The 24,717-nt window shown below is 68.0% G+C and carries 27 protein-coding genes and 3 pseudogenes; 16 read left to right on the top strand and 14 right to left on the bottom strand.

All coding sequences use genetic code 11. From position 1 onward, the window contains the following. Positions 1-2: 2 nt before the first annotated feature. The 4 genes from B4589_RS10520 to eif1A all read right to left on the bottom strand — a co-directional run bounded on the left by B4589_RS10520 (position 3) and on the right by eif1A (position 2,834). The gene (locus tag B4589_RS10520; RefSeq protein ID WP_079234229.1) at positions 3-701 is read right to left on the bottom strand and encodes a V-type ATP synthase subunit D; all 699 of its coding nucleotides are present in this window, start codon (positions 699-701) and stop codon (positions 3-5) included. Between the two features lie 101 nt (positions 702-802). Further along, positions 803-1,345, bottom strand: coding sequence for a pre-rRNA-processing protein PNO1 (locus B4589_RS10525; protein ID WP_079234230.1), 543 nt, complete (start codon positions 1,343-1,345; stop codon positions 803-805). Between the two features lie 47 nt (positions 1,346-1,392). Next, positions 1,393-2,271, bottom strand: coding sequence for a serine/threonine-protein kinase Rio1 (gene rio1, locus B4589_RS10530; protein WP_079234231.1), 879 nt, complete (start codon positions 2,269-2,271; stop codon positions 1,393-1,395). Positions 2,272-2,537: 266 nt separating this feature from the next. Next, a complete protein-coding gene (gene eif1A / locus B4589_RS10535) occupies positions 2,538-2,834 on the bottom strand; it encodes a translation initiation factor eIF-1A (RefSeq protein WP_079234232.1) in 297 nt (98 codons plus the stop codon). Positions 2,835-2,913: 79 nt separating this feature from the next. On the opposite strand from eif1A, the gene B4589_RS10540 reads away from it, so the two are divergent. Then, positions 2,914-3,093, top strand: a complete 180-nt coding sequence (locus tag B4589_RS10540) for a hypothetical protein (protein WP_079234233.1) — start codon at positions 2,914-2,916, stop codon at positions 3,091-3,093. Positions 3,094-3,384: 291 nt separating this feature from the next. Here B4589_RS10540 and B4589_RS10545 read toward each other — a convergent pair whose 3' ends face one another. Further along, positions 3,385-4,401 carry a tyrosine--tRNA ligase gene (locus B4589_RS10545; RefSeq protein WP_079234234.1) on the bottom strand — a complete coding sequence of 339 codons (1,017 nt, stop codon included), beginning with the start codon at positions 4,399-4,401 and terminating at the stop codon, positions 3,385-3,387. Positions 4,402-4,515: 114 nt separating this feature from the next. Between B4589_RS10545 and B4589_RS10550 the strand changes: the two genes are divergently transcribed. The 3 genes from B4589_RS10550 to B4589_RS10560 all read left to right on the top strand — a co-directional run bounded on the left by B4589_RS10550 (position 4,516) and on the right by B4589_RS10560 (position 6,031). Next, entirely contained in the window at positions 4,516-5,400 is an 885-nt protein-coding gene (locus B4589_RS10550; protein WP_079234235.1) for a mechanosensitive ion channel family protein, read from the top strand. 81 nt (positions 5,401-5,481) lie between these two features. After that, a complete protein-coding gene (locus B4589_RS10555) occupies positions 5,482-5,757 on the top strand; it encodes a ribbon-helix-helix domain-containing protein (protein ID WP_079234236.1) in 276 nt (91 codons plus the stop codon). Then, positions 5,747-6,031 carry a type II toxin-antitoxin system RelE/ParE family toxin gene (locus B4589_RS10560; protein ID WP_079234237.1) on the top strand — a complete coding sequence of 95 codons (285 nt, stop codon included), beginning with the start codon at positions 5,747-5,749 and terminating at the stop codon, positions 6,029-6,031. Before B4589_RS10555 ends, B4589_RS10560 begins: the two co-directional genes overlap by 11 nt. A 3-nt stretch (positions 6,032-6,034) precedes the next feature. Here B4589_RS10560 and B4589_RS10565 read toward each other — a convergent pair whose 3' ends face one another. From B4589_RS10565 to rnz, 3 genes are read right to left on the bottom strand one after another with little or no spacing between them, the layout of a single operon-like run. Then, complete coding sequence (locus tag B4589_RS10565; protein ID WP_079234238.1) at positions 6,035-8,032, bottom strand: DUF460 domain-containing protein; 1,998 nt, start codon at positions 8,030-8,032, stop codon at positions 6,035-6,037. A gap of 43 nt (positions 8,033-8,075) precedes the next feature. Beyond that, positions 8,076-8,216: a hypothetical protein gene (locus B4589_RS10570; RefSeq protein WP_158081169.1), complete on the bottom strand. Its 141-nt coding sequence runs from the start codon at positions 8,214-8,216 to the stop codon at positions 8,076-8,078. 42 nt (positions 8,217-8,258) lie between these two features. Then, the gene (gene rnz / locus B4589_RS10575; protein ID WP_079234239.1) at positions 8,259-9,191 is read right to left on the bottom strand and encodes a ribonuclease Z; all 933 of its coding nucleotides are present in this window, start codon (positions 9,189-9,191) and stop codon (positions 8,259-8,261) included. A gap of 120 nt (positions 9,192-9,311) precedes the next feature. Here rnz and B4589_RS10580 point away from each other — a divergent pair, with 120 nt between their 5' ends. Continuing rightward, positions 9,312-10,334: an AAA family ATPase gene (locus B4589_RS10580; RefSeq protein ID WP_079234240.1), complete on the top strand. Its 1,023-nt coding sequence runs from the start codon at positions 9,312-9,314 to the stop codon at positions 10,332-10,334. Then, on the top strand, positions 10,334-10,945 hold the full coding sequence (locus B4589_RS10585; protein ID WP_079234241.1) for a protein sorting system archaetidylserine decarboxylase: 612 nt from the start codon (positions 10,334-10,336) through the stop codon (positions 10,943-10,945). The genes B4589_RS10580 and B4589_RS10585 overlap by 1 nt, the downstream gene beginning before the upstream one ends. 448 nt (positions 10,946-11,393) lie before the next feature. Here B4589_RS10585 and B4589_RS10590 read toward each other — a convergent pair whose 3' ends face one another. Further along, positions 11,394-12,458, bottom strand: a complete 1,065-nt coding sequence (locus tag B4589_RS10590) for a methyltransferase domain-containing protein (protein ID WP_079234242.1) — start codon at positions 12,456-12,458, stop codon at positions 11,394-11,396. An 89-nt stretch (positions 12,459-12,547) separates the two neighbouring features. Between B4589_RS10590 and B4589_RS10595 the strand changes: the two genes are divergently transcribed. The 5 genes from B4589_RS10595 (at position 12,548) to B4589_RS10615 (ending at position 15,686) form a co-directional block, all read left to right on the top strand. Next, positions 12,548-12,742, top strand: coding sequence for a hypothetical protein (locus tag B4589_RS10595; RefSeq protein WP_079234243.1), 195 nt, complete (start codon positions 12,548-12,550; stop codon positions 12,740-12,742). A gap of 87 nt (positions 12,743-12,829) precedes the next feature. Then, positions 12,830-13,243 (top strand): hypothetical protein, encoded by a 414-nt coding sequence (locus tag B4589_RS10600; protein ID WP_143414320.1) that lies wholly within the window; start codon positions 12,830-12,832, stop codon positions 13,241-13,243. Between the two features lie 106 nt (positions 13,244-13,349). Beyond that, positions 13,350-13,910, top strand: a complete 561-nt coding sequence (locus B4589_RS10605; RefSeq protein WP_079234245.1) for a TATA-box-binding protein — start codon at positions 13,350-13,352, stop codon at positions 13,908-13,910. Between the two features lie 6 nt (positions 13,911-13,916). Continuing rightward, complete coding sequence (locus B4589_RS10610) at positions 13,917-14,309, top strand: hypothetical protein (protein ID WP_079234246.1); 393 nt, start codon at positions 13,917-13,919, stop codon at positions 14,307-14,309. 75 nt (positions 14,310-14,384) lie between these two features. Next, on the top strand, positions 14,385-15,686 hold the full coding sequence (locus B4589_RS10615; RefSeq protein ID WP_079234247.1) for an amidohydrolase: 1,302 nt from the start codon (positions 14,385-14,387) through the stop codon (positions 15,684-15,686). 54 nt (positions 15,687-15,740) lie between these two features. Here B4589_RS10615 and B4589_RS10620 read toward each other — a convergent pair whose 3' ends face one another. Next, positions 15,741-16,079, bottom strand: a complete 339-nt coding sequence (locus B4589_RS10620) for a hypothetical protein (RefSeq protein ID WP_079234248.1) — start codon at positions 16,077-16,079, stop codon at positions 15,741-15,743. A gap of 371 nt (positions 16,080-16,450) precedes the next feature. On the opposite strand from B4589_RS10620, the gene B4589_RS10625 reads away from it, so the two are divergent. From B4589_RS10625 to B4589_RS10635, 3 genes are all read left to right on the top strand, one after another. Continuing rightward, positions 16,451-17,734: an adenosylhomocysteinase gene (locus B4589_RS10625; RefSeq protein ID WP_079234249.1), complete on the top strand. Its 1,284-nt coding sequence runs from the start codon at positions 16,451-16,453 to the stop codon at positions 17,732-17,734. Positions 17,735-18,384: 650 nt separating this feature from the next. Beyond that, positions 18,385-18,939: a Holliday junction resolvase Hjc gene (hjc, locus tag B4589_RS10630; protein ID WP_079234250.1), complete on the top strand. Its 555-nt coding sequence runs from the start codon at positions 18,385-18,387 to the stop codon at positions 18,937-18,939. A gap of 44 nt (positions 18,940-18,983) precedes the next feature. Beyond that, complete coding sequence (locus B4589_RS10635) at positions 18,984-19,196, top strand: hypothetical protein (RefSeq protein WP_079234251.1); 213 nt, start codon at positions 18,984-18,986, stop codon at positions 19,194-19,196. Here B4589_RS10635 and B4589_RS10640 read toward each other — a convergent pair. The 4 genes and pseudogenes from B4589_RS10640 to B4589_RS18205 form a co-directional block, all read right to left on the bottom strand. Beyond that, positions 19,187-20,326: a hypothetical protein gene (locus tag B4589_RS10640; RefSeq protein ID WP_079234252.1), complete on the bottom strand. Its 1,140-nt coding sequence runs from the start codon at positions 20,324-20,326 to the stop codon at positions 19,187-19,189. The two genes, B4589_RS10635 and B4589_RS10640, sit on opposite strands and share 10 nt — an antisense overlap. Before the next feature lie 76 nt (positions 20,327-20,402). Continuing rightward, positions 20,403-21,020, bottom strand: a pseudogene (locus B4589_RS18440) (replication factor C small subunit); the annotation flags it as partial. 27 nt (positions 21,021-21,047) lie between these two features. Continuing rightward, positions 21,048-22,235: pseudogene (locus tag B4589_RS18445) on the bottom strand (replication factor C small subunit); the annotation flags it as partial. 90 nt (positions 22,236-22,325) lie between these two features. Next, a pseudogene (locus tag B4589_RS18205) lies at positions 22,326-22,697 on the bottom strand (AAA family ATPase); the annotation flags it as partial. A gap of 653 nt (positions 22,698-23,350) precedes the next feature. On the opposite strand from B4589_RS18205, the gene B4589_RS10650 reads away from it, so the two are divergent. Together B4589_RS10650 and B4589_RS18065 are read left to right on the top strand one after the other, a co-directional pair. Next, complete coding sequence (locus tag B4589_RS10650) at positions 23,351-23,551, top strand: ubiquitin-like small modifier protein 2 (RefSeq protein WP_079234254.1); 201 nt, start codon at positions 23,351-23,353, stop codon at positions 23,549-23,551. 54 nt (positions 23,552-23,605) lie between these two features. Continuing rightward, positions 23,606-24,709: a GNAT family N-acetyltransferase gene (locus tag B4589_RS18065; RefSeq protein ID WP_217920462.1), complete on the top strand. Its 1,104-nt coding sequence runs from the start codon at positions 23,606-23,608 to the stop codon at positions 24,707-24,709. The last annotated feature ends 8 nt before the right edge of the window (positions 24,710-24,717 follow it).

Below are 24,717 nucleotides of genomic sequence, written 5' to 3' on the forward strand. Positions count from 1 at the left end.
GCTTAGTCGGCTTTCGGGGACGCCGGCACGGCGCCGTCCCGCTCGTCGGCATCGATCTCCTCCTCTGCCTTGTCCTCCTCCTCCTTCTTCGCCTTGATCTTCTTGAGCCGGAAGATCTCCTCGCGCTCCTGCTCCTCGAGCTTCTGCTCGATGTACTCCTGGTTCTCGTAGAGCTCGGGCAGGAGCTTGAACTCCAGCGCGTTCACGCGGCGCTTGGTGGTCTCGATCTCCTCGAGCATCTTCTTCATCGCCGTCTCCACCTCGGCCGCGAGGATGATCGAGTCGATCAGCTCCTCGTACGCCTCGGCGGTCTCGTCGATGCGGGCGGAGGAGCCGATCAGCCCGTACCCCCGCTCGTCGATCGACTTCTGCACTTTCGACGCCTCGATCTGGGGCACCACGACGCCCATGATGTTCTTCGACTGGGTCGTGATCTCGGGGTGCTCCTTCAGCGCGGCGGCGGCGCCGCGGACCGCCACGTCGCCCTCCATCGCCCGGGCCATGTCGAGCTTCTGCTGGGCGGTCTCGTAGTCGGTTTCGAGCTCGCTCCGGATGTCCTGGGCCTGATCCAGGATGTCCATGAACTCCATGATGAGGCCGTCACGCTTCTGTTCGAGCGTGTCGTGGCCCCGCTCGGAGAGTTCGATACGGTCCTCGATCTCCATGAGGTTCTTCCGGGTCGGTTTGACGTCCTTCGCCATTCTTGTGGGTTGGTTCCGGCCGAAGGAGGTTAATTGTTGTTAGTCCCGACGGCGGCACGCGAGCGCTCCGAACCGCCGGCGACGCCAAAGAGAACGGCGTGTTACGTGCTCTCGCGGACGTTCCAGCCCTGCTGCATCTCGTTGTGTTTGCGTTCGAGGAACGAGTACACCGCGCCGTGGGGGGCGCCGTCGAGGATCATTCCGGCCGCGCGCCGCACAGCGTCGACCTCTTCGGGTTCGCCGATGATCCCGAGCGTCGAGCCGTAGATCACCACGTTCGCGCCGGTGAGCTGTTCCATCAGCTCCCGGGTCCGGCCGTCCTCGCCGATGAGTCGGCCCTTCTGTCGCTGCAGGTCGTTGTCGTTCCGGGTCTGTTCGGTGAGGTCGATCAGGTCGAGCCGTCGCAGGTCGCTCTCCAGCAGCTCCAGCGCCGTCTCGGGCTTGAACCCGCGGCCGATCGCCTTCACGATGTCCGGCGCCGACATGGCGTCGATCGGGTCGCCGACCGTCTCGATACCCACCGACCCGTCCTCGGAGTCGATGTCGAGGCGCACGCCGGCGCGCTCCTCGATCTCCCGCATCGTCTCACCCCCGGAGCCGATGAGGACGCCGATGCGGTCCTGTGGGACCGTTACGTGTTGCATGAGGCGGGGTACTCGCTGGAGAGTTGTAAGCGTTCCTCGTCGGCCGTTCACGCGGGGCCGTCGGGATCACCCGTCGGATCGGCGTCGGCCTCGGTGACGTACGCCTCCAGTTCGTCGCCGGTGACGTCGATCCCCTGCCGCGAGAAGAAGGCGGCGACGTTCTCACAGTCCCGCACGAGGAACTCCCGCGAGTTCGGGTGGTGGACGGTGACCGCCTGCCCCATGTCGATGATCACCAGTTCGCCCTCGTGGACGATCATGTTGTACTCCGAGAGGTCGCCGTGGACCAGCCCCGCCGCGTACAGTCGGCGCATGTACTCCCGCACCACCTCGTAGGCCTGCTCGGGGTTCTCGACGTTCACCTCCGCGAGCCGCGGCGCGCGGCGCTCGTCGGCCTGTCCCACCAGCTCCATCACGAGCACGTTCCGCTGGACGGCGATGGGTTCGGGCACGCGGACGCCCGCCTTCTCGGCGCGCTTGAGGTTCGCGAACTCCTTGCGGGTCCAGGCGAGCACGGTCGCCTTCTTGTTGTCCTCCAGCCCTTCGAACCGGGGGTCCCCTTCGAGATACTCCCGCATCTGCCGGAAGTCGGAGGCGTTGATCCGGTAGATCTTCACCGCGACGTTGCCCGACTCCCCGCGGGCCTCGTAGACGTTGGCCTCCTTCCCCGTCGACAGCGGCCCGCCGAACGCGCCGACGTGGCCGTCCTGGACGAGCTTGTACAGCGCGCCCAGCGTGGCGTCGTCGAACACGCTCTGCTCGACTTTGAACTGCTCCGTGTTCTTGATCCGCTTGCGGAACTCGTCGAACTCCCGATCCTGCCGCCGGGCGACGCTGTCTGCCTCGGTGTCGGCGACGTCGATCTCCTCGAACTCGTCGCCTGGCTCCGCCATCTCCTCGTCGACGAAGCCGTAGTCCTCGCTCATTCACCCGGGCTTGGGCGCCGCCGCGTAAAAGGGTGGTCCGAGCCGACCTCGGCGAGTGACCTGCTCCAGCCTCCGGGCTGGAGCTACGGAGCGGATGCCGTGGTCGTGCGCGCCGATCACGGCGAGCGATCTGTCGCCGGCTCCGTCCGGCGACCACGGAGCCTATACCGTGGTCGTGCGCGCCGATCACGGCGAGCGACCTGTCGCCGGCTCCGTCCGGCGACCACGGAGCCCATGCCGTGATCGTGTGAGATCCTCCCGCCGATTCAGACGCCGTACTCCGCCACGTACCCGCCCTCCCGCAACTGCTCGGCCTCGCGGTTCTCGTAGCGGTGTTCGATGTCGGCTTTCTCGTCCTGCCAGTCCCAGGGGTCCACGAGCACGAGGTCGCCCTCGCGGATCCAGTCGCGCTTGCGCATCCGGCCGGGGATGCGGGCGGTGCGCTCTTCCCCGTCGGCACACCGGACTGTCACCCGATTCGCGCCGAGCATATCGACTACCTCGGCGAACAGCTCGTCGTCCTCGGGGGCCCGGATCCCCTCGGGGAGGTCGTCGTCGCTCATCGACGGCGGATTAGGGGCTATCCGGGTTAAGCGCTGTGGGACCGCCGACGTTTTCACCACCCCAATCGCAGTCGGCGGCATGTACGACCGACTCGGGGTCGGCGGCGTCGTCGGCCTGCTGCTCGCGCTCGCCGGGATCGCGCTGGTCGCGTGGCAGGCGCCGATCGTCGCCGCCGGCCTCGCGTTCGTCCTCGCGGGGCTGGGGCTGGTAGTCCGCGCGCTCGTGGGGAACGTGATGCGACAGTTCGGGATGGTGTAGCCCGACCTTTTGCTGCGGTCGCTCGCATCGTCGCCGGGCTACGCCCGGCTCCTGGCGGGTCCTTCGGCCCCGCCGTGCTCGCTCCCTGGCAAAAGCTCGACCAAAAGCCTCTCTCTCGTGCTCCCGCTCGCTTCGTCGCACGGGCGACCCGTGCGTCGCCCGTGCTGCCTGCGGGGCCTCCGGCCCCGCTCTGTTCGCGGGAACTCCGGTCGCTCGTCGGCCCGCTCACTCGCTGCGCTCGTTCGCGGTGAGTAGCTCACACCTCGCCCGCTCCCGAGGCGGTTTTACCACTCACTCCGTTCGCGTTTCCCCGCCTCGCTGCTCCCGCAGCTTCGCCCGCCCCGGCTCGATCAGTTCGTCCAAGTACCGCGCCAGCGCCGGCTTCGCGTCCGCAGGATGAAGCTCCCCGGAGGCGAAGTCGGCTTCCAGTTCCTCGTAGCTGTCGTACTCCAGGTCACCGCCGTACTCCTCGGGGCGTTCGACGACCACTTCGTCGAACCGCGGGAACACGTGGTATTCGAAGATCTCCAGCACGGGGTTGTTGCGCTCCTCGCCCTCGTCGGTCGGTTCGGGGTCGACCTCGCCCGCCGGGCAGTACGCCTGATTGACCTTCTCCTCGATGTCCTCGTGTGAGTCCTCCATCGAGATGGAGACGCCGGAGCTACTGGACATCTTCCCGATCCCCGTCGAGAGCTCCGAGATCAGCGGCGTGTGCAGGCAGGTCGGCGACTCGTAGCCGACGCTCGGCAGCGTGTCGCGGGCGAGCATGTGCACCTTCCGCTGCTCCATCCCGCCGATCGCGAGGTCGATGTCGAGGTACTCGATGTCGAGCGCCTGCATCAGCGGGTACACCGCCTGCGACACCGTCACCGAGTCGCCCGAACCGATCTCGCTCATCGCCCGCTCCGCCCGCGAGAGCGTCGTCTCCAGTTCGAGCGCGTGGAGGTCCAGCACGTACTCCTCGTCGAACTGGAACTCCGAGCCGAGCCGGAACTCCGTGTTGTCCTCGTCGAGCCCGTAGGCGACGAACTGCTCCTGCATCCGCGTCGCAGTCTCCCGAATCTCGTCGAACGTCCCCTTCCCGTTGAGGTAGGCGTGGACGTCCGCAAGCAGGATCACGACCTCCATCCCCGCCTCCTGCAGGTCGATCAGCTTGTTCGCACCGAGCATGTGGCCGATGTGGAGCACGCCCGAGGGCTCGTAGCCGACGTAGGCGCGCTTGCCCTCGGGATCGGCTGCCAGCTCCTCGACCTCCTCCTCGGTGACGACCTCCGCGGCGTTGCGGGTGATCAGGTCGTGTGCGTCCATACGTCCGAATTTCGGAGCGAGCGGTTAGGCCTTCTGGATGCGTGCCAACGTCCCGAACGCCGTCGATCCGGCGTGGCGGTCGGGCTTTTTGCCGATGCGTGTGCACGTCCGCGTATGCTCGGCCAAGCCTCGCTCCCTCGCTGGCTGACGGAGATGCTCTCGACGTACGATCAGGTGCTCTCTGAGCTGTTCTGGTTCGTCGTCGGGCTCGTCGGCGTCTACCTCGTCGGCCAGCTCCTCGTCATCCCGATCGTCACCAGGATCGTCGACGCCCGGAACCGCAACAACCCCACCATCGAGTCCGCGACCCGGACGTACCTCCGAGTCGTCCTGGCCGCGTTCGCGACGCTGACGGGCGTCGTCGCCGCCGGCTACGGCAGCCTCCTCTCCGACTCGGCGGTGATCATCGCGGCGCTCACGTTCGCCCTCGGCATCGCGGGCCAGCAGGTGTTCGGCTCGCTGATCAGCGGAACCTTCCTCGTCGCCGACCCCGACTTCAACGTCGGCGACTGGATCGAGTGGGGGAACGGCGAGGGGACGATCGAGGCGATCCACTTCCGGGTCACGCGGGTCCGAACGCCCGACAACGGGACGATCGCCGTGCCGAACACCGAACTCACCAACGGTCCGCTGCGCCGCCCCTTCGGCCGGGACCGCTTCCGGATCACGGAGCAGATCTACGTCGCCTACTACGAGGACACCGAACGCGCCCTCATGGAGCTTCGGCAGACCGCCCAGGACGGCGAGGCGGTGTTGGACGACCCGGCGCCCGAGACGCGGGTCCTGAACCTCGGGGAGAACGCCATCACGCTCCAGGCGGAGTTCTGGGTCGCGGATCCGATGGACGCCGACATCGTGACCGTCCGGTCGGACTTCCGCCGGCGGGTGAAACGCCGCTTCGACGAGGAGGGGATCACGCTGGCGCCGCCGTCGGCGCAGCTGCTCTCGGGCGAGATTTCGGTGACGGAGGAACCGAGCGAGCTAACGGGAGATGACTAACACCGGCGTCGACGCCACCACTGTGACGGTAGCCCCGGCCGACGGCAGAGTTTTACGTGTGTCTATCGGATGTACGTGCGTATGTCGAAGACCGATCGGAGCGATTCGGATCCGGAGATCGACCGGATCAACCTCCGCATCTCCCGACCGTTCCTCGAAGTCGTCGACGAGACGTGGCGCGAGCGAGGGTTCAACAGTCGGAGCGAGTTCATCCGGTACGCGCTCCGGGACTCGGTGAACCACCCCGAGGGTGCGGGTCTCTGGAAGGATCTGGCGATCAGCGAGGCGGAGCTCGACGATACTGACGCCGTGTCGAGCGACGAGATCCGGTCCGAATACGGCACGAATGACGAGTGAGGGGTGGGACTGGGAGTTCTCCCCCCGTGCGGAGACGCAGTTCTCGCAGTTGGACGCGGAGCGGCAACAGCGAATCATCGACAAGCTCGACGAGGTCGTGACTTCGGAGTGGCGCAGTCCCGACGAGTTCCTCGACCCGCTGACGAACTCGCCGTTCCAGAAGCTCCGGGTCGGCGACTACCGACTCGGCTGTCGACTCGTCCCCGAATCCGCCACGCTTCGCGTCGAGAGCGTCAGAAAACGCGAGGGAGCGTACAAGGGCGACGACGACTGATCGCTACGTCCCGCGATCCTCCAGCCGCTCGTCGGCGCGGTGCTCCGAGATCACGCGGTCCATCATGCTCTCGGTCTGTTCGCGCCGGCGCTCCTCAGCACGTTCCTCCCAGTCCTCGATGGCTTCCTCGACCTCGCTCTCGCGGGCAACCGCGAGCTCGTCGACCTCCTGGATCGTCACGGGGTCGGCGGGAGCGACCGGGATCTCGTGGTCGAACAGCACCGCGTCGGCCTCCTCCGAGAGGTTCCCGTTTTTCAGCACCAGCCGCGGCTCCGTCTCGGCCAGCGCCTCCGCGGTCGACGTGCCGGCGCCGCTGGCGTCCCGGAGGTAGATCACGTCGCCGGCAGCGAGCCCGTACTCCTCGTCGGCGCGCTCGATCGCGTCGCGGGTGAACTGTGGGATCGCCTTCACGGCGACGAGATCGCGGTCGCCCGCCACGTCGCTGAAGTCGGAGTGGTCGAGCTTCCAGAGCGTCTTGAGCCGGGCGAGCTTGTCGTGGAGTTCCTCGTTCTCGGCGATCGCTTCGTCGCGCTCGCGTTCGAGCCGTTCCGCGCGGCGTTCGAGGCGGTTCACCTCGCGGCGCTCGCGGGCCTCGCGGCGCTCCTTCTTGCGGGCGTCGCTGAGTTCGCGTTCGTACTCCCGGATCTCGTTCTCCTTCTCCTCGAGTTCTTCCTCGAGTTCCTCGGCGTGCTCCTTCAGCCGCCCAACCTGGGCTTCGAGGTCGCGGATGCGGCGTTCCTCCTCGGTGAGTTCACGCTCTTCGTGTTCCTCCTCGTCCTCGTCGCCGCCGTCGTCGTCGCTCAGGTCGCGGATGACGGCCTCGACGGACTCCTCGCCGGAGACGACGCGGGCGATGACCTCCTCGCGGTCGAACGTGGGTGGGACCTTCGCGGCGATGCGCTCGAACTGGTCCTCGTGGTCGTCGACGGCGAACAGCGCCGCCGCGAGCGCGTCGCGCTCGTGGTCGTTCTCGTACTCGTGGTCGCGGGTGCGGTGGAGCTTCTCGTCGACCGGCAGGTCCGACTCGGGGACCCAGCCCGCGGCGTCGAAGCTCCGGCGGAACTTCTCGACGGTTTCGGGCATCGGCGTCACGTCGGCGGCGACGAGCATCGGCCGGCCGCGCTCGATCAGCCACTCGATGAGTTCGGCGCTGTCGCTCGTCCGCGAGGAGAAGCGGTCGTGGACGGTGCCGTCGAGCCCCACGACGGCGGCGGCGGTCGTCGTGCCCGGGTCGATGCCGACGACGACGTGGTCACGCCGCTTCACGAGCGGTTCGAACTCGATGCCGTCGCGGCGCTCGCGATCGATCTCGATCCGCACGTCGCCGTTCCGTGTCGCGGAGACGGGGATATCCTCGGGCCGGGCCTCGACGGTGAAGATCGCGTTCGAGAGGCCGCCGTACTTCTCGGTGACGTCTTTCTCGTACTCGAGGTTCGCGTCGTCGAGGTCCGACTCGACCTCCCGGGCGGCCTTCCGGACGTTGCCGTGGATGCGGCGGGTGAAGCGATCCTCGCTCCATCCGCCGCCACCGCCCGTCGAGCGGCCGCGGGAGACTTTCACCGTGGTCGTGTCGCCGAAGGCGGTGACGCGCTGGCCGACGTTGTGGTACGCCAGCCGCGCCGCCGCCTCGGCCTCCTTCATGGGCTTCTTCCCGTAGGGGACGCCGTGGCGCTGGGCGACCCGTGAGAGCGGTTCGGGCCGGTTCGCGCCGGTGACCTGCACGAGCTCCGTGCCGGCGGGGAGCGAGCGGAGGAAGCCGACGAGGGCGTTCTTGTCGGCCGCGAGTTCGTACATGTTGTCGACGGCCAGCCGGCTGGGTTCCGCCTGCTCGATCAGCCGGCGGAGCTTCCGGCGCGAGACGGCGTCGCGTTCGACGGCGGCCTCGCCCTCGTCGCCGTCGTCGGGGCGGAGAATCACGAGCGCGTAGGTGGGCGAGTCGCCGCGGACGTCGCCGCTCTGGATGTCGACGCCGAACACCGGCCCGTCGGTGGGGGCGTTCACACCCTGACGGAAGCGGTTCTCGGGTAAATATCCGGCGCCGGGGCTACTCCCTCTCGCGGAGTAACTGTCGTTGCCTCCGTCGTTCTTCGATCGCCGCTCGGAGGGCGTCGGCTTCCTCGTCGTCGGGAATGCCGGCGATATCGAGAAGGGACCGTCCCTCCTCGTTCCGGCCGTCCTCCGTCATACTCAAACACTCGATTCGCCACCTGAAACCTCTTTCCCCCGATTACTCGCTGTCCGGGTACGGGAGCTCCACGGTCTGCCCGTCCTCGGCGACGAAACAGTCGCCGTCGAACGCCGAACTCGCCTCGTGTTCGTGCTCGCGGGCGTCGCCGGGGTAGCGCGAGGAGATATGCGTCAGCGCGAGCCGTTTCGCGCCCGCTCGGCTCGCGATCTCGCCGGCCTCGCGGGCGGTCGCGTGGCCGGTCGAGCGCGCCCGATCGGCCATCTCGTCCTGGAACGTCGCGTCGTGGATCAGCAGGTCCGGTTCGTCGGCGACCTCCACGGTCGCGTCCACGGGCCGGGTGTCGCCGGTGTACACCAGCGACCGGCCGGGGCGGGGGTCGCCGACGACCTGCTCGGGTTCGATGACGCGGCCGTCGTCGAGTTCGACCGTCTCTCCCGCGTGGAGTTTCCCGTACGCCGGACCGGGCGGGATGTCGAGTTCCTCCTCGGCCTTCTCGCGTTTGAACCGGCCCTTGCGGTCGTCCTCGATCAGCGCGTACCCCTGCGAGGTGGTGCGGTGTTCGGTCTCGAACGCGCGGATCTCGAACTCCTCGCCGTCGATGGCGACGCTGCCGGGCGTGACCTCGTGGATGCGGACCGGGAACGCGGTGTCGTGCCCGCCGGCGGTGATCAGGTCCCGGAGTTTCCGGCGCGAGCCCGGCGGCGCGTGGATCGACAGCGCGTCAGTGCGGTCCTGGAAGTCCCACGTCTGGAGCAGGCCGGGCAGTCCGAGGATGTGGTCGCCGTGGAGGTGGCTGAGGAGGATGTGCTCGACGTCGAACCCCGTGTTGAACCGCATCATCTGGCGCTGGGTTCCCTCGCCGCAGTCGAAGAGGAACCGCTCGCCCTCGCGGTTCACCATCACCGCGCTGGGCGCGCGCCGCGTCGTGGGGACGGCGCCGCTGGTCCCGAGGAACGTCGTCCGGAGAGTCATGGGCGAGAGTGGTTCGGGCGGCGGTTTACGGCTGTCGACTCCGTGTTCCGGCGGCGTCGACGCCGGCGTGGAACCCCCGGACCGCGACCTTCTTACCGGGGCCGCGGCTACGCTCCGGTGATGGACGAACCGCTCTGGACCGAGCGCTACGCGCCCGCCATCGCGGACCTCCCCCAGGAGGCGGCCCGCGAGCGCCTGGAGCGGGCCGTCGACGAGCCGATGAACCTCGTCGTCCAGGGGCCGCCGGGGGTCGGGAAAACCGCCGCCGTGCGGGCGCTGGCCCGCGAGGCCCACGAGGACTACGAGAACGACCTCGTGGAGATCAACGTCGCGGACTTCTTCGACCGCACGAAGAAGGAGATCCGGGAGGACCCCCGGTTCGCGCAGTTCCTCGAGGGGCGGAGCCGGATGGCCAAACGCGACATGATCAACCGCGTGCTCAAGGAGTCCGCGAGCTACGCCCCCGTCTCGGGACAGTTCAAGACGATCCTGCTGGACAACGCCGAGGCGATCCGGGAGGACTTCCAGCAGGCGCTGCGCCGGGTGATGGAGCAACACCACCGCACCACCCAGTTCGTGATCGGGACCCGCCAGCCCTCGAAGCTGATCGCCCCGATCCGGTCGCGGTGTTTCCCCGTCCCCGTGCGGGCCCCCTCGGCCGACGAGATCGAGAACGTGCTCGCCGGGATTCTCGATGCGGAGGCGGTCGAATACGACGACGACGGACTGGAGTTCGTCGCCGGCTACGCCGACGGCGACCTCCGCCGTGCTGTGCTGGGCGTCCAGACCACGGCCGCCCAGCACGACGAGGTGACGATGCAGGCCGCGTACGAGGTGCTCGACGACGTGGGTCACGACGACGAACTCGCCGCCGCGCTCTCGGCGGCCACGGAGGGGGACTTCTCGACGGCGCGCTCGACGGTCGACGCCCTGCTCGACGAGGGGTACGACGGCGAGGAGCTCCTGCAGGAGCTGCTGCGGGTCGCTCGCAGCGAGTACTCCGGCGAGAAGCTCGCCCGTCTCCACCGACTCGCTGGCGAGGCGGACCTGGACCTCACGGAGGGTAGCGACGACACGATCCACCTCACCCACCTGCTCGGCGCGTGGGCCGCGGGCCACGAGTCGCTGCGGGGGGAGGCCTGATGGACCTGCCCGGCCCCTCGCTCGCCCCCGGCGCGCTGCGCTACGGCGCGCCGCCGCTTCTCGTCGGCTTCCTGCTCACGCCGTTCTCCGGGCCGATCGGTCTCGGACTGGTCGCGCTCGGGATCGGGACGATCCTGTTCCACCGCGACCCCGAGCGCCAGCCGCCGGAATCGGGCTTCGTCGCCCCCGCGGACGGCAGCGTCTCGGTGATCCGCGACGAGGGTGACCGCGTCCGCGTCGGCGTGTTCATGAACGTCACCGACGTGCACGTGAACCGTGCGCCGGCGGCGGGAACGGTCGAGTCGGTGACCCACCGTCCCGGCGCGAACCGGCCGGCGTTCTCGAAGGATTCGGACCGGAACGAGCGCGTCGACATCGACTGCGGGGCGTACGAGGTGTCGCTGATCGCGGGCTGGTTCGCGCGGCGGATTCATCCCTACGTGGAGGCGGGCGAGGAACTGGATCGGGGGGAGAGGATCGGCCACATCAGTTTCGGCAGCCGCGCGGACGTGCTGCTGCCCGAGCGCGTTGAGCACGGGGATCTGCGGGTGCGCGAGGGTGAGGCCGTTCGAGCCGGGGAGACGGTGGTTGCCGTCGATTCTGCCGAGTAGGTGGTTCGCGGTTTCTGGTGGGCCGGTTTCTAGCACAGCGACTGTAACCGCGACAGCGACGGCCTCCGCAACAACGACAGCATCTCGAAGCATGACCTCTTGCGACCGCAACCGCCCCGCACAGTCCACAGACCTCCCCAACCGACTCGTTCCTTCGTTAGCACTCAGTCACTCGTCCCTCGCGCTGGCTCGCGGACGGAACCGCTCGCGTTTCGCGCCGACAGCTGCAGCGGTGTGGTCGCGGTGGACGCCTCGCGCTCGCCAACGTGGCGAGCGCGGGGGGAGGGGTGGGGACTCGGTACTGCGTCGGACCTCGTGTCCGACGCACTGCGGTCACAAGTGGTCTAGCATCGAGATGCTGTTGCAGTAACCGCCCCGTCGCAGTCACTGTCCGAGCAGCCACAGTCAGAGACGGATCACTCCCTTCGAGTCCGAAACGAACTCCTCGCTACCGATCGTCCAGTTGTTTCTCGAGTACGTGCACGTGCCGCGTCAGCGACCCGTGGACCCGTCGCTCGAAGCGGTCCGTGACCCGCCACTCCGTCGCCGAGACGGCCTCCCGCCAGTCGCGGTCGGCCATCAGCACACAGGTCACGCTCCCACTACTCACCCGCGCCGCCTCCGCGAGCGCCCCCTCGACCAAGTCCTCCAAGCGGTGCGTCGCGATCTTCGACTGCCGGCCGTACGGCGCGTCGAACACCACGCCGTCGACGACATCCTCACGCAGCGGCAGTGCGGTCGCGTCCGCCCGTGCGACCGCGGTGTCGACACCCTCGACCAGCGCCTCCAGGTTCTCCCGCGTCCCGCGGACCATCTTCCACTGCGCGTCAGTGCCGAGCAGATCCGCGCCGACGAGCCCGGCCTCGAGCAGCGTGCCGCCGGTGCCGCACATGGGGTCGAGGATCCGTCGGCCGGACGCCGCACCCGCGATGTTCACGAGCGCCCGAGCGTCCATCGGCGCCATGCTCCCGGGCTGGAAGAACGGGCGATCGGTGGGTCGGCGCTCACCGAAGTCGCGTTCTGACTCGCAGTCGAGCCAGCCCAGTACGCAGACGCCGTCGCCCGCGGGAACCTGCCCCTGCTCGGCAGCCGTGGCGTCACTGTCCGGATCGTCCAGTCCGTCCTCGGCGGAGAACAGCGCCCGGAGCTCGTGATCCGGGTCATCGAGATCCACCGCGAACCCGCGGTCGACGAGCACGCCGCCGAGCCGGCGCTCCGCGTCGCTCGTGCTCACGCCCGTGAGTCCGCGCACGTCGCGAGCCCGCACCGCGACCGTGCCCTCGCGGTCGATCGCGGCGGCGTCGAGCGCGGTCGCGGCGGCGTCGACGCTCGCCGCGCTCCGGGCCACCAGCTCGTCGGCGGCGTGGGTGTACGCCAGACCGCGGAGGCGGTCGCGGTCGACGTGGCCCGCGCGGGCGAGGCCGGGGGCGAGGATCTCGACGCCGGCGGCGGCCGCTTCCGCCTCCCGGGCCGCGAACGCGTCGTCCTCGCCGGCGAGTTCGAGACAGTACACGCGCCGAGGTGGGTCGGGGGTGGGAAAGAGGCTGGCGTTCCGCCGGAGCAGCCCCGCCGCTTTTGCCCCGGGCCGTTGACGCCCCAACCATGGAGAGCTCCCGTTCCTTCGAAGCCCACCTCCGCTCGCTCCGCTCGGTGCTCGCCGCGCTCGTCTTCGCGGTGATGGCCGCGCCACACCTCGACGCCGGGTTCGCGGTGCTGTTCCTCGCCGTCGCGGTGCTGTTGGTGCTCTACTCGTTCGTCCCGACCGCGCGGGTCGCCCTGCGCAGCTTCGGGGCGTAGCCACTGCCACGGCCGACAGTACACGTCGGGGCTTTCGCGGCGGGCGAAAAGAGGCTGCCGCTCCGGGGCTGATCCGGCAGCTTAGTAATGACTTCGGCTAAGACGAACAGCATGTCCCGTTCTTCCCCAAGTCGACGGAAGTTCCTGTTGTCCACGGTCGGTGTTCTGGCTACTGGCGGATGCCTCGAGGGAACAGGCACCGAGACACGACCGGACGCGGTGGGGATTCAAATCGACAATAACACATCCGCCAGCCGTCAGGTTACCGTCTCAGCGACGAACTCGGAGGTTGAGTTCGAAAAAGAGTATGAAGTGCCAGCCGGTGAGAGGATTGTAGACGAGGGAGTGTTGCCCACCGGGATGTACGAGGTGGTTGTCGAAGTGGAAGGGGTCGGAAAGGAGACCGAAGAGTGGTACATGAACGGTTGTAAAACGAACAACATTATCGCAATGTTCAGTGAGAATGGGATCTCTATCGGCGCCACCTGCTACGACGATTGAGCCGAACCGACGGGCCGTCACCCCGGCTCGACGCCGCCGGCCCCGCGCGGGGTTCCAGCCCGCCGACCCACCAACCTATTTAAACCTCACAGTCAACCTTGAAGCGATGACCGATCCCAAGGAGACGATCACCATCGAGAACGTCGTTGCCTCGACGGGCATCGGCCAGGAGCTCGACCTGCAGAGCGTCGCGATGGATCTGGAGGGCGCCGACTACGACCCCGAACAGTTCCCAGGCCTCGTCTACCGCACGCAGGAGCCCAAATCCGCCGCGCTGATCTTCCGCTCGGGAAAGATCGTCTGTACCGGCGCGAAGTCGACCGACGACGTCCACGAGAGCCTCCACATCGTCTTCGACAAGCTCCGTGATCTGAGCATTCCGATCGAGGACGACCCCGAGATCACCGTCCAGAACATCGTCACCAGCGCCGACCTCGGCGAGAGCCTGAACCTCAACGCCATCGCGATCGGTCTGGGGCTGGAGAGCATCGAGTACGAGCCAGAGCAGTTCCCCGGCCTCGTCTACCGGCTGGAGGAGCCCGACGTCGTCGCGCTGCTGTTCGGCTCGGGGAAGCTCGTCATCACCGGCGGCAAACAGCCCGACGACGCCGCCGAGGCCGTCGACGTGATCACCGAGCGCCTCGACGAGCTCGGTCTGCTGGACTGAGCGGCCGTGCTGCTCTCCTTGGACGCCGCCGCGATCCAGGCCGCGCCGTTGCAGGCGACGACGGTCTCGGTGGTCGCGACGTGGCTGCTGTTCGCTGCCTTCCTCTCCTTCACCGCGTTCATCGCTGCACGCAACCTGCTGGGCGACGTGTCGCTGCGCCGGCACGCGTTCGTCGGGCCGCCGATCGCCGCGATCGCCTTCCTCGCCGCGACGTTCGAGTTCTCGCCGGCGCTCGCGCTCGCGGCCGCGCTGGCCGTCGACGCCGTCGCCTTCCGCTACATCCACGATCTGGACCGGCGGCTGCTCGTCGCGGTCGTCGTCATCCACTTCACCGTGAGCGTGCTCCTCGGCGCGATCCTGTTCAGCCTGATCGCGCTGATCGGCTCCGCGCCGGTGTAGTCGGGAGCCTCGCTCCTCGTCCTCCGCCGGCGATGGAACGACGGCTTAACGCCCCCGGCCCCACCACTGCCGGGCATGAACACGCTCCGCGTCGCGAACGGTCGCGTGCTCCGCCCCGACCACTCGATCACCGAGTCGGACGTGCTGATCGACCAGTCGACCGGCACCGTCGAGACGGTCGCTGCGCCGGACGAGATCGGCGCTTCGGCCGACGAAACACTCGATGCGGAGGGAGGGCTCGTGATCCCCGGTCTCGTCAACGCCCACGGCCACGCCGCGATGACGCTCCTCCGGGGCTACGCCGACGACAAGCCGCTCGACGCGTGGCTCCAGGAGGACATCTGGCCCGTCGAGGGTGAACTCACGGCCGAGGACATCCGGATCGGCACCGAACTCGCGGCAGTGGAGATGATCCGCAGCGGGACGACCGGCTTCGTCGACATGTACTTCGAGGAGCCCCACGTCGCCGGCGTCGCCGAGGCGGCCGGCCTGCGCGCGCTGCTGGGCCACGGGTTCGTCTCGGTCGGCAAGTCCGACGAGGACGCCCGCGAGGACATGGAGAAGAGCGTCAACTTCGCCGAGCAGTACGACGGTCTCGCCGGCGGGCTGATCTCGACGGCGGTGATGCCCCACTCGCTGACGACCGTGAACGAGGCACTCCTCCGCGAGGCGGTCGAGCGCGCCCGCGAGGCGGATCTCCCGGTCCACCTCCACGCCAACGAGACTGCGGACGAGGTGGACCCGATCGTCGACGATCGGGAGGTCCGTCCGCTGGAGTACGCCGAGGAGGTGGGCCTCCTCGAAGACGGCGACTTCCTCGCCCACTGCGTCCACGTCGACGACGCGGAGATCGACCGACTCGCCGATAGCGGGGCGGCGGCGGTCCACTGTCCGGCGTCGAACGCCAAACTGGCCTCCGGGATCGCGCCCGTGGCGGAGATGCTCGACGCGGGCGTGACCGTCGGGCTGGGCACCGACGGCGCGGCGTCGAACAACGACCTCGACATGTTCGACGAGATCCGCGACGCCGCGATGCTGGGCAAACTCGGCGCCGACGACGCCGCGGCGGTGCCGGCGAGCGCGGCGGTCCGCATGGCCACCGAGGGGTCGGCGGCGGCGCTTGGGTTCGACTCCGGCCGGATCGAGGCGGGCGCGAACGCGGATCTGGCGGTGCTGGACCTCGATGCGTCGCACCTGACGCCCCAGCACGATCTGGTCAGCCACCTCGCGTATTCAGCGGGGGGCAGCGACGTTCGTCATACGGTGTGTGACGGCGAGGTGCTGATGGAGGACCGGGAGATTCAGACGCTGGATGCGGAGGCGGTGGTCGAGCGGGCAGATGAGCAGGCCGAGGAGCTGGTGGCGCGGGTGGAGTAGGTCCGAAGGTGGATATCGACGGGAGTGTGTTCGATGGAACGGGACGACGGTTCGCTAGGCGATGTTGTAGAACGCGTACAACACGACGAGGCTCCAGAGGAACACGCCGGACCCGTAGCAGAGGTAGACGAGACTGGAGGACGTAGAGGTCACCCCACGCGGCAGGACACCTGTGTCGTCGACCCCTACTTCAGCCCCGTCCGCGGTTTCGACGCCGCCGACGCCCGACGGCCCCGTGGCTCCGACGCCGAGAACGACGAGTAAGAGCCCGCCGGCTGCCGAAAAGAGGACGAAGAACCCCGAATCCGTCGCGAGATGTACTGCCCCAACGGTGAGTGGACCGAGGAGACACGTATAGAGCAGGAACGGCCTCCAGAGCGCCTTGAGGTTCATGTGTACCAGCCGTACCGGGACGTTTCGTCAGTGGTCGTATATCTTTTGGGGCAGAATCGCCCGTCGCCGCGTGGGGGTTCCGAGTGGCGCGGCTGACCGTCGCCCAGTTTCACCTTCGGACCGGCACGGTTGACCGTCACCGTGCCGGACCTTCGTCGGTCCCGGCCGACCGTCGCCGTGCCGGACCTTCGTCGGTCCCGGCCGACCGTCGCCGTGCCGGACCTTCGTCGGTCCCGGCCGACCGTCGCCGTGCCGGACCTTCGTCGGTCCCGGCCGACCGTCGCCGGGACCACTTTCGGAACGGTGCGACTGAACGCCGTCGCACCGTACCTTTCGACACCGTTTTGCGCCCACTCACGAAACTAACAGCCATGAGTTCCTACGAGCGCGTCACCGCGCACGTCGAGGACGTCGACGCCCTCCGCGAGGAGGGGCGCCGGAAGATGGACTGGGCGCTCCAGCACATGCCCATCTGCCGGTCGCTCCGCGAGGAGTTCGCCGACGAAAAACCCCTGACTGGCGAGACGATCGGGATGGCGATGCACGTCGAGGCCAAAACCGCCATCCTCGTCGAGACGCTCGCCATCGGCGGCGCCGAAGTGGCGGTCACGGGCTGTAACCCCCTCTCGACCCACGACGACGTGAGCGTCGCGCTGGACGACGTGGAGAACGTCACCTCCTACGCGGTGCGGGGCGTCGACGACGACGAGTACTACGCTGCGATCGAGTCCGTCATCGACCACGAGCCGACGATCACGGTCGACGACGGCGCGGACATGGTGTTCCGCATCCACCAGGAGCACCCCGAACTGATCGACTCCATCGTCGGCGGCGCCGAGGAGACGACCACGGGCGTCCACCGACTGCGCGCGATGGACGACGACGGCGAACTGAAGTACCCGATGTTCGCGGTGAACGACACGCCGATGAAGCGGCTGTTCGACAACGTCCACGGCACGGGCGAGTCGGCGCTGTCGGCCATCGCCATGACCACCAACCTCTCGTGGGCCGGCAAGACCGTCGTCGTCGCGGGCTACGGCTACTGCGGCAAGGGCGTCGCTTCCAAGGCGGCCGGGCAGGACGCGAACGTCGTCGTCTGTGAGGTCGAACCCCGCAAGGCGCTGGAGGCGCACATGGAGGGGTACGACGTGCTGCCGATGGAAGAGGCCGCGAAGGAGGGCGACGTGTTCGTCACCACCACCGGGAACAAGAACGTGATCACCCGGGAGCACTTCGAGGAGATGGGGGACGGCGCCGTCCTCGCCAACGCGGGCCACTTCGACGTGGAGATCAACCTCGACCACCTCGCGGATCTGGCGGTCGACCGCTACGAGGCCCGCGACGGCGTCGAGTCGTTCGAGATGGCGGACGGCCGCCGGCTGAACGTACTCGCGGAGGGTCGGTTGGTGAATCTGGCTGCACCTGTCGGGCTCGGCCATCCTGTCGAGGTGATGGACCAGTCCTTCGGGATTCAGGCGGTCTGTGTCCGAGAGATCGTCGAGAACGGCGACGAGTACGAGGCCGGTGTGTACGAGGTGCCGGACGAACTGGACAAGGAGATCGCGGAGGTGAAGCTGGCGGCTGATGGCGTGGAGTTCGACAGCCTGAGCGACGAGCAGCGCGAGTACATGGACTCGTGGCAGCACGGGACGTGAATTTGGGGTTCTGAGGCTCGTTTTTCAGTGGTTTTGGTGGTGTCGACGGCTCTTGGATCGACGACTCTCGGACTGATGGCTCTTGGATTGGTGACTCGAACAGCAACAGCAGTTCGAGGCTAGACCACTTGTGACCGTACTGACGGTTCTGAGCCTCGTTTCGATTAGTTTTGTTGGTGTCGCCGACTCCTGGACCAATGACTCGAACAGCAACAGCAGTTCGAGGCTAGACCACTTGCGCCGCACCGCCCCGCACAGCCCTCGGACCTCCCCAGCCGACTCACTCGCTACGCTCGCTCGTCCCTCGCGCTGACTCGCGGACGGAGCCGCGAGTGTTTCGCGCCGACCGCCACCACGGTGCTGTTGACGGTGGACGCGAGGGCTCGCCGACGGTCGGCGAGCGATGGCGAGAGCCGTGGGCTCTCGCCCGCTCTCGTTCGGTTCCCTCACGAGAACCCGTGGGGAGGATGCGGGGAAGACCATCGCGGTGCTGTGCGGTCGCGGTACAAGTGGTCATGCTTCGAGATGCTGTTGCTGTCGCGGTTCGTGCGGTCGGAGCCAACGCCACCAGCCTTGACCAATCGTCGTCCACCCACGAAAACCACCCAGCACCGACCCCCTTTTCACCACCCCACGCCCACTCCCACGTAATGCCGACGAACAAGAAAGGCGACCGGCGCGAGCGCGAGCTCGTCAACCGCCTCGACGAGGCCGGCTTCGCCGTCATGCGCGCGCCGGCGAGCGGCAGTGCGACCCAGCGCGAACTCCCGGACGTGCTCGCGGGCAACGGCGACGCGTTCTACGCGATCGAGGCCAAATCCTCCGCGGGCGACCCCATCTACCTCACCGGCGAGGAGGTCCAGGCGCTCGTCTACTTCGCCCAGAACTTCGGCGCCAAACCCCGGATCGCCGTCCGGTTCGACCGCGAGGACTGGTACTTCTTCCACCCGGGCGACTGCTACACCACCGACGGCGGCAACTACCGCGTGAAAAAGGAGACCGCGCTCGCCGACGGCACCGACATGGCCGAACTCGTCGGCGACACCGAGAAAGTCACGCTCGAGGAGGCGACCGAGCGCGGCACTGCAACGGGGACCGACGGGAGTGACGACGATGACGACGCCGACGAGGGGGTCCGAAAGCTGCTTCAGGCCGTCGCGGACGGCACCATCACCGTCGACGAGGCCGCGGACGCGCTCGCCTGAGCCGCATCGAAGTGCTTTAGGGTGCTCCCGGGCGACTCCGGAGTATGGATATCGAGGAGGGCATGGGGCGGAAGATCGTGCTCTCGATCGTCGCCGTCGTTCTGTTCATCGTCTCGTTCGTCGTCGTCGGCACGACCTTCGGCGTCGACGGGGAACTCACCGAGACCGGCGGCCTCGCGATGCTTGGCGCGCTGGTCGGCTTCATCCTCCTCATGGGGGCGCTGGGGCTGTACTTCGCCAGCCTGAGTCAGGACTGAGCCGCCTCCCGCTCGCGCCAGTCGACGCGTTCCTCCGGCGCCGTCTCCCGTAGTCGCTCGCGGTAGCACACCAGCGGGTGGCTCGCCCGCTCGCGGTGGCCGTTCTGGTTCGTGCAGATCCCGTACGCCGAAAGCGTCTCACACGACGGCGGCGGGTACTGCGCGCCGCGCTTCTCGCCCAGTCGTTCGACTGCGTAGCGGGCCTGCCGCTCGTCGATGGTCGTGTCCGCACAGAACGCCGCCGCGCCGTCGGCGTCGAGACCGATCGCGGCGAGGAAGGAGAGCAGCGCGAACGACTCCACGTCGTCGAGCTCCTCCTCCCGGGCCCGCTGCCGGAGCTCGTCGATACACTCCGGGAACAGCTCCGGCACCACGGCGTCGATATCGCGGACGGTCACGCGCTCGCCCAGCAGATCCCGTAGCGCCGACAACGGCTCCGAGAGTGCCCCCGCCAGCCCCTCCCGCCGGTCGTCGCCGAGCTGGAAGGGGAGCCCCTCCGCCACCCGGCGGCGGACGGCCTCGACGAGCAGCCCCTCGCCGTCGGCGCCGTACAGCTCCCCGCGCTGCGTTCGGACCTCGCCGTCGGCGAGCTCGCGGTTCACCAGTCGCCACGCCTCGCCCCAGTCGCCGCTGAGCAGGAGGAACTGCTCGACGCCGACGCGGTACCAGTCCCGGTCGGTCGCGCCCGCGCTGCGGTTGTTGGCCGCGCCGGCCAGTCGCTCCTCGCGGACTGCGTCCTCGAGGTCGAACTCCCCGAGGATCCGGGGGAGCGACACCGACGCGTCGGTCGTGCTCCGGAGGCCGTCGTCGTCGCCGGTCACGTCCTCGGCGAACCGCGCCGCGGCCGTCGCCGCCTCCGCGGTGGCGTACTTCTCGACGGCCTTCTCCTCCGACAACAGCGAGACGAGCACGCGCGCGACGGGGTAGGAGAGTAGTTCCGCCTCGTCGCTCCACCGCCCCGGCTCGGCGGGCGCGGTGGTGCCCTCGGTCAGCGCGCGCTCGACCCGCTCGCGGCCGCGCTCGACGGCCGGGTCGCCCGACTCCGCCAGCTCGGGCACCGAGGCGCCCAGCCCCCCGACGGCCTCCCGGGCGGCGTCGAAGAACGGGTAGCGGGCGTGGATCGGCTGCATGACTCGCCGTTTCGGAGCGGTGTGAATAAGCGCGACGGTTTGCGGGATGGCCGCGAACGTGGTTCGAAAGCGGGTCCTACTCCTCGTCGTCCAGCGACAGCGCCGCCAACAGCGCCTCCAGTTGGACCTGCTCGTTCGCGCCCTCCGCGATGCGGTAGTCGGCCTCGCCCAACCGTTCGAGCAGGCGGACGACCGCGCGGTCGTCGAGGTCGAACTCCCACGCCGAGCGGTGGAGCTGGTCGACGATGTCGCCGCCGGCCATCCCCACGTCGGTCAGCAGGGTGTCGAGGGTGGCGCGGGCCTTCGGGAAGTCGCCGGCGACGGCGGCGGCGACCATCTCCTCAACCTCCTCGGGCCGGGCGGTCGCGGTGACCGTGTAGACGGCCTCCTCGTCGACCACGTCACCGGTCGTCGCGGCCGCCTGGAGGTTGTTGATCGCCCGGCGCATGTCGCCGTTGGCGGCGTAGACCAGCGCGTCGAGACCCTCGTCGGTGATCTCGATCTCCTCGGCCTCGGCGATCTCACGGATCTGCCCGGCGATCGCCTCGTCCGAGAGCGGCGAGAAGCGGAACACGGCACAGCGGGACTGGATCGGGTCGATGATCTTCGAGGAGTAGTTACAGGAGAGGATGAAGCGCGTGTTGTCCGAGAACTGCTCCATCGTCCGGCGGAGCGCTGATTGGGCGTCGTCGGTGTTGTGAGTCAGGACTCCGTTTGCGAGCATGAAGTTGGGAGTCCCCTCCATCGTGATGTTGTAGGCCTTCCCTCGGTGGCTGTGAGTGATGGACTCCACTTCGACCGTTTCGACGCTGGCCCGTCCGCCGTCGGAAACGACAGCCGGAGAGAACTCGTCCCGGCTGTAGTGTTCGTCGTGTGGGAGTTCTTCGTCACCGACGACGACGAACGTGTACTCGTCGCCGTACGTCTCGAGGAACTCCTCTACCTTCTCGGTCTGCCCCCACAGGGCGGCGACGCCCTTGACCTCGACGACGGTGTCGCCGACGAGGAAGTCGGGATGGAACACCGAGTCGGATAGCTCGAACGATGGCTCGTACTCGTACTCCACCCCGGCCTCCTGCAGCGCGCTCGCGACCTCGTACTCCCAGTCCGAGCGGACGAGGTGGCCGAGTTCCTCGCTGTGTCTGATGTTCCCGCCCGTCGGTTCGTGACCCTGGAGTGCCTCAGAGACCTTTTGGGCGACCTCCGGGTCGCGCATCGGGTTGTTATCCCCGGTTATGTCACACACGGGGTAATCCACGCTCTCCGTGCTCTTGCGGATGAGTTCCTCCCGTTCTTCCTCGTCAAGGCTGTCCCACCAGTCGGCTATCGACTCGCCGATCTCCCGTTTCACGCTCCCGGCATCGGCGTCGACGACCCACTCGTCCCACGTCGTCCCCGACCGCATCTCGCTAAGCAGTTCACGGCACTCCGCTACAGTTTCCTCGTCCATCTCCCAGACACGGTCGCCGTGGAACTCTCCACCGTAGTTTGGGTTGTTCTCGCCCGCGAAGCGACCGTCGGAGAGCTTCTCGACGATCTTCTCGCGTCGCTCGTTGGACCACTCCGTCCCGTGCATCGGGTTGCCCTCGCCCTGCATCTCTTGGCTGTGTGCCTCGTTCTTGCATTCAAGTGAGTAGAACCGTCCGGCGGTCCAGTCGTCACACACCTCGCACGGCGACACACCGATCTCGCTCCCGAAATCGGCGATTTCGTCGCCCGGTGAGAGATCCCGTAGCTCCGTTTCGATGAGTTCGCCCTCCTCACCAACGGTGAAGAACGGATGGCTGAGGCTCGCTTTGACCGTTCTCCCGTCGGATAGCACTAGATCGAAGAAATCCGCGACCCCCGAGTCGACAAGCTTTCCTTTGTCAGATTGGATCTCGTTGGTTTCGAAGTCGACCGACGGCATCGGTTCCCCCTCGGTGCTTACCTCCTCGATTTTCTTGACCTCCGGCGAGGACGGGTAGCCAGTGACGACCTCCGTTCCCGGCGGTACACACAGCGAGTCTGCTTCATCAAGGAAGATGATTCGGTAATCGTGGCTGCCGAACGCCGAGCGCGCGAAGTTCTTGATGCGGTCCCGGACGACGTCGATCCCGCGCTCGTCGGAGGCGTTGAGTTCGAGGAAGTTCCCCCGCCAGTCGTCGCCGTAGATCTCGCGGGCGATGGCGGTTGCCGTCGTCGTCTTCCCGGTCCCGGCCGGCCCCGAGTAGAGCATGTGGGGGAGCTCCCCGCCCTCGACGTAGCTCTTGATGCGCTCGATGGTCTCCTCGTGTCCGTGGATGTCGTCGAGGGTCTGCGGGCGGTACTTCTCGATCCAGATCTCCCGCCCCGCGCTCTCGTTGGCGTCCTCGGCGTCGGCCTCGCTCATGGGTGGAGACGGGCGCGGCCGGGGCATAAACGGACCGGACCCGAGTGCGATTCGTTTTGGTTCGAGTGAGTTCAAACGTCTCAACTTCGACGGAGAACACCGTGAAAGCCCCGAGGCGCTGGGCTCGGGGGGCTCGCTGTCGTTCGAGAGAGCTTCGCTCTCTCGTGATGACGAAAGACGCCTCTGGCGTCTTTCGAACCACGCTCCTCGCTCCGTTCGCTTCGCTCACTCCGCTACGGTGCTTGCGTCGCCCGCCTTCGCCCAGCGCCTCGCCCCTTTCAGTCCCGCCCTCAGCACCATCCACACCCTCCCCAGCCGATTCGCTCACTTCGTTCGCTCATCCCTCGCGCTCGATCGGCGCACGGAGGCGCCGACGCTTCGCGCCGACAGCCGCGGCGGTGCGGTGGCGGTAGACGCCTCGCGGCTGTCGACGAGAATCTCCGATTCTCGTCTGCCAATCAGAAATCTCCGATTTCTGATGACGGGCCTCGTGCCCGGCACCCTGCGGTCGCAAGTGGTCTACGATCGAGCTGCTGTTGCCGTCGCGGTTGCTGTCCCAGTTGCCAACGATCGAGCTGCTGTTGCAGTCTAGGTTGTCGACACACACCTCCAACGTCCAAACCCTCAAACCCGCGGCCCGTCCACCCTCGCACATGCAGCTAACGGTCGAGATCGTCGGCGAGGACGAACGCACCGTCACCGTCCCCGACGACGCCGACTACGCCGACGTGGTTCGCGAGGTGGGGTACAGCCCCCACGAGGTGACGGTCCTCGTCGACGACTCGCCGGTTCCGGAGGACGCGCCCGTCGAAACCGACCACGTGCGGGTGTTGCGGCTGATCGCGGGCGGCTGAGCCGCTGCGGCGCGCGGGCGTCGGCGTTTTGTACTCCCGGCTCCACGTTCGGCCATGGACAGCGGGTTCGTGCTGCCGAACGTCGGGCCTGGCCCCGACCCGCTCTCGCTCTGGGAGTACGACGCCGACTTCGCCGTGCTCCTCCTCCACCGAGATTTCTACTGCAGCGAGTGCCGCCAGCAGGTCCGACGGATGAAGAAGCGCTACGACGAGTTCGAGGCCCGCGACGCCGAGGTGGTGTCGGTGCTGCCCGAGGACCGCGAGACGGCGGCGGAGTGGCAGAAACAGTACCACCTCCCGTTCCCCGTCGTCGCCGACCCCGACACCGAGCTCGGCGAGCGCTACGACCAGCCCACCCGCTTCGGTCTGCTCGGCAAGCTCCACGACGTGATCGGCCGGATGCCCGCGGTGATCCTGCTCGACTTACGCTTCAGCGAGCCGATCGAGACGTACGCCCACCGCGGCGACTCCCGGACCGACCGCCCCCGGATCGACGAACTCCTCGACGCGATCGAGCACGCGGCCACGCTCGACGCCGAGGATCAGGAGGTGGACGACCCCGAACCGGCGAAGATCGACCGCGTCCCCCCGCGTGCCGACGAGGGGCCGCTCGACGACAGGACCGGCCCCGCCGACTCGGAACCGAACTCGACGGCCGCGGCGTCGACAACGGACGACGACCCTGAGGACGAGTCGGTCCGGAACGAGAGCGCGGAGCTGCTCGACCGCGAGCACGCGCCGAAACCCCAGCGTCCGCTGGCGACGCCCGAGAGCGTCGATCTCCCGGAGGACGTCGAACTCCGGCGCGGCACCAACGACGACGTGGTCGCGGCGATGCGGGTGCTTCAGGGCGCGCTGCTCGACGTCGACGGCTCGACGGTCCGGGACGCGGCGCCCGACGGCGAGCTGCTGCTCGCCGAGACGGGCGACTGGATCGTCGGCGCGCTGGTGGTCCGCGACGGCCACATCGAGGGGGTCGCCGTCCGGCGCGAGCGCCGCGGGGAGGGGATCGGCTCGGCGCTCGTGGAGGCGGCTGTCGCCGACGAGAACGGCACCGTCACTGCGGACTTCCGGGCGGGCGTCCGGCAGTTCTGGAAGGAACTCGGGTTCGAAGTGGAGCAGGAGGGGAGTCGGTTCTGGGGCGTCCGTCACCCCTGATCGGTCCG

It is taken from the genome of Halolamina sp. CBA1230 (genome assembly GCF_002025255.2).
Lineage (GTDB): Archaea > Halobacteriota > Halobacteria > Halobacteriales > Haloferacaceae > Halolamina.

What these genes read in the sequence shown, in the direction of transcription:
- B4589_RS10595 (WP_079234243.1), top strand. Translation starts at nt 12,548, where the DNA reads ATGGAGAGCTCCCGTTCCTTCGAAGCCCACCTCCGCTCGCTCCGCTCG.
- B4589_RS10650 (WP_079234254.1), top strand. Translation starts at nt 23,351, where the DNA reads ATGCAGCTAACGGTCGAGATCGTCGGCGAGGACGAACGCACCGTCACC.
- hjc (WP_079234250.1), top strand. Translation starts at nt 18,385, where the DNA reads ATGCCGACGAACAAGAAAGGCGACCGGCGCGAGCGCGAGCTCGTCAAC.
- B4589_RS10625 (WP_079234249.1), top strand. Translation starts at nt 16,451, where the DNA reads ATGAGTTCCTACGAGCGCGTCACCGCGCACGTCGAGGACGTCGACGCC.
- B4589_RS10580 (WP_079234240.1), top strand. Translation starts at nt 9,312, where the DNA reads ATGGACGAACCGCTCTGGACCGAGCGCTACGCGCCCGCCATCGCGGAC.
- B4589_RS10635 (WP_079234251.1), top strand. Translation starts at nt 18,984, where the DNA reads ATGGATATCGAGGAGGGCATGGGGCGGAAGATCGTGCTCTCGATCGTC.
- B4589_RS10605 (WP_079234245.1), top strand. Translation starts at nt 13,350, where the DNA reads ATGACCGATCCCAAGGAGACGATCACCATCGAGAACGTCGTTGCCTCG.
- B4589_RS10555 (WP_079234236.1), top strand. Translation starts at nt 5,482, where the DNA reads ATGTCGAAGACCGATCGGAGCGATTCGGATCCGGAGATCGACCGGATC.
- rnz (WP_079234239.1), bottom strand. Translation starts at nt 9,191, where the DNA reads ATGACTCTCCGGACGACGTTCCTCGGGACCAGCGGCGCCGTCCCCACG.
- B4589_RS10550 (WP_079234235.1), top strand. Translation starts at nt 4,516, where the DNA reads ATGCTCGGCCAAGCCTCGCTCCCTCGCTGGCTGACGGAGATGCTCTCG.
- B4589_RS10540 (WP_079234233.1), top strand. Translation starts at nt 2,914, where the DNA reads ATGTACGACCGACTCGGGGTCGGCGGCGTCGTCGGCCTGCTGCTCGCG.
- B4589_RS10570 (WP_158081169.1), bottom strand. Translation starts at nt 8,216, where the DNA reads ATGACGGAGGACGGCCGGAACGAGGAGGGACGGTCCCTTCTCGATATC.
- B4589_RS10620 (WP_079234248.1), bottom strand. Translation starts at nt 16,079, where the DNA reads ATGAACCTCAAGGCGCTCTGGAGGCCGTTCCTGCTCTATACGTGTCTC.
- eif1A (WP_079234232.1), bottom strand. Translation starts at nt 2,834, where the DNA reads ATGAGCGACGACGACCTCCCCGAGGGGATCCGGGCCCCCGAGGACGAC.
- B4589_RS10560 (WP_079234237.1), top strand. Translation starts at nt 5,747, where the DNA reads ATGACGAGTGAGGGGTGGGACTGGGAGTTCTCCCCCCGTGCGGAGACG.
- B4589_RS10525 (WP_079234230.1), bottom strand. Translation starts at nt 1,345, where the DNA reads ATGCAACACGTAACGGTCCCACAGGACCGCATCGGCGTCCTCATCGGC.
- B4589_RS10615 (WP_079234247.1), top strand. Translation starts at nt 14,385, where the DNA reads ATGAACACGCTCCGCGTCGCGAACGGTCGCGTGCTCCGCCCCGACCAC.
- B4589_RS10600 (WP_143414320.1), top strand. Translation starts at nt 12,830, where the DNA reads ATGACTTCGGCTAAGACGAACAGCATGTCCCGTTCTTCCCCAAGTCGA.
- B4589_RS10520 (WP_079234229.1), bottom strand. Translation starts at nt 701, where the DNA reads ATGGCGAAGGACGTCAAACCGACCCGGAAGAACCTCATGGAGATCGAG.
- B4589_RS10545 (WP_079234234.1), bottom strand. Translation starts at nt 4,401, where the DNA reads ATGGACGCACACGACCTGATCACCCGCAACGCCGCGGAGGTCGTCACC.
- B4589_RS10640 (WP_079234252.1), bottom strand. Translation starts at nt 20,326, where the DNA reads ATGCAGCCGATCCACGCCCGCTACCCGTTCTTCGACGCCGCCCGGGAG.
- rio1 (WP_079234231.1), bottom strand. Translation starts at nt 2,271, where the DNA reads ATGAGCGAGGACTACGGCTTCGTCGACGAGGAGATGGCGGAGCCAGGC.
- B4589_RS10585 (WP_079234241.1), top strand. Translation starts at nt 10,334, where the DNA reads ATGGACCTGCCCGGCCCCTCGCTCGCCCCCGGCGCGCTGCGCTACGGC.
- B4589_RS18065 (WP_217920462.1), top strand. Translation starts at nt 23,606, where the DNA reads ATGGACAGCGGGTTCGTGCTGCCGAACGTCGGGCCTGGCCCCGACCCG.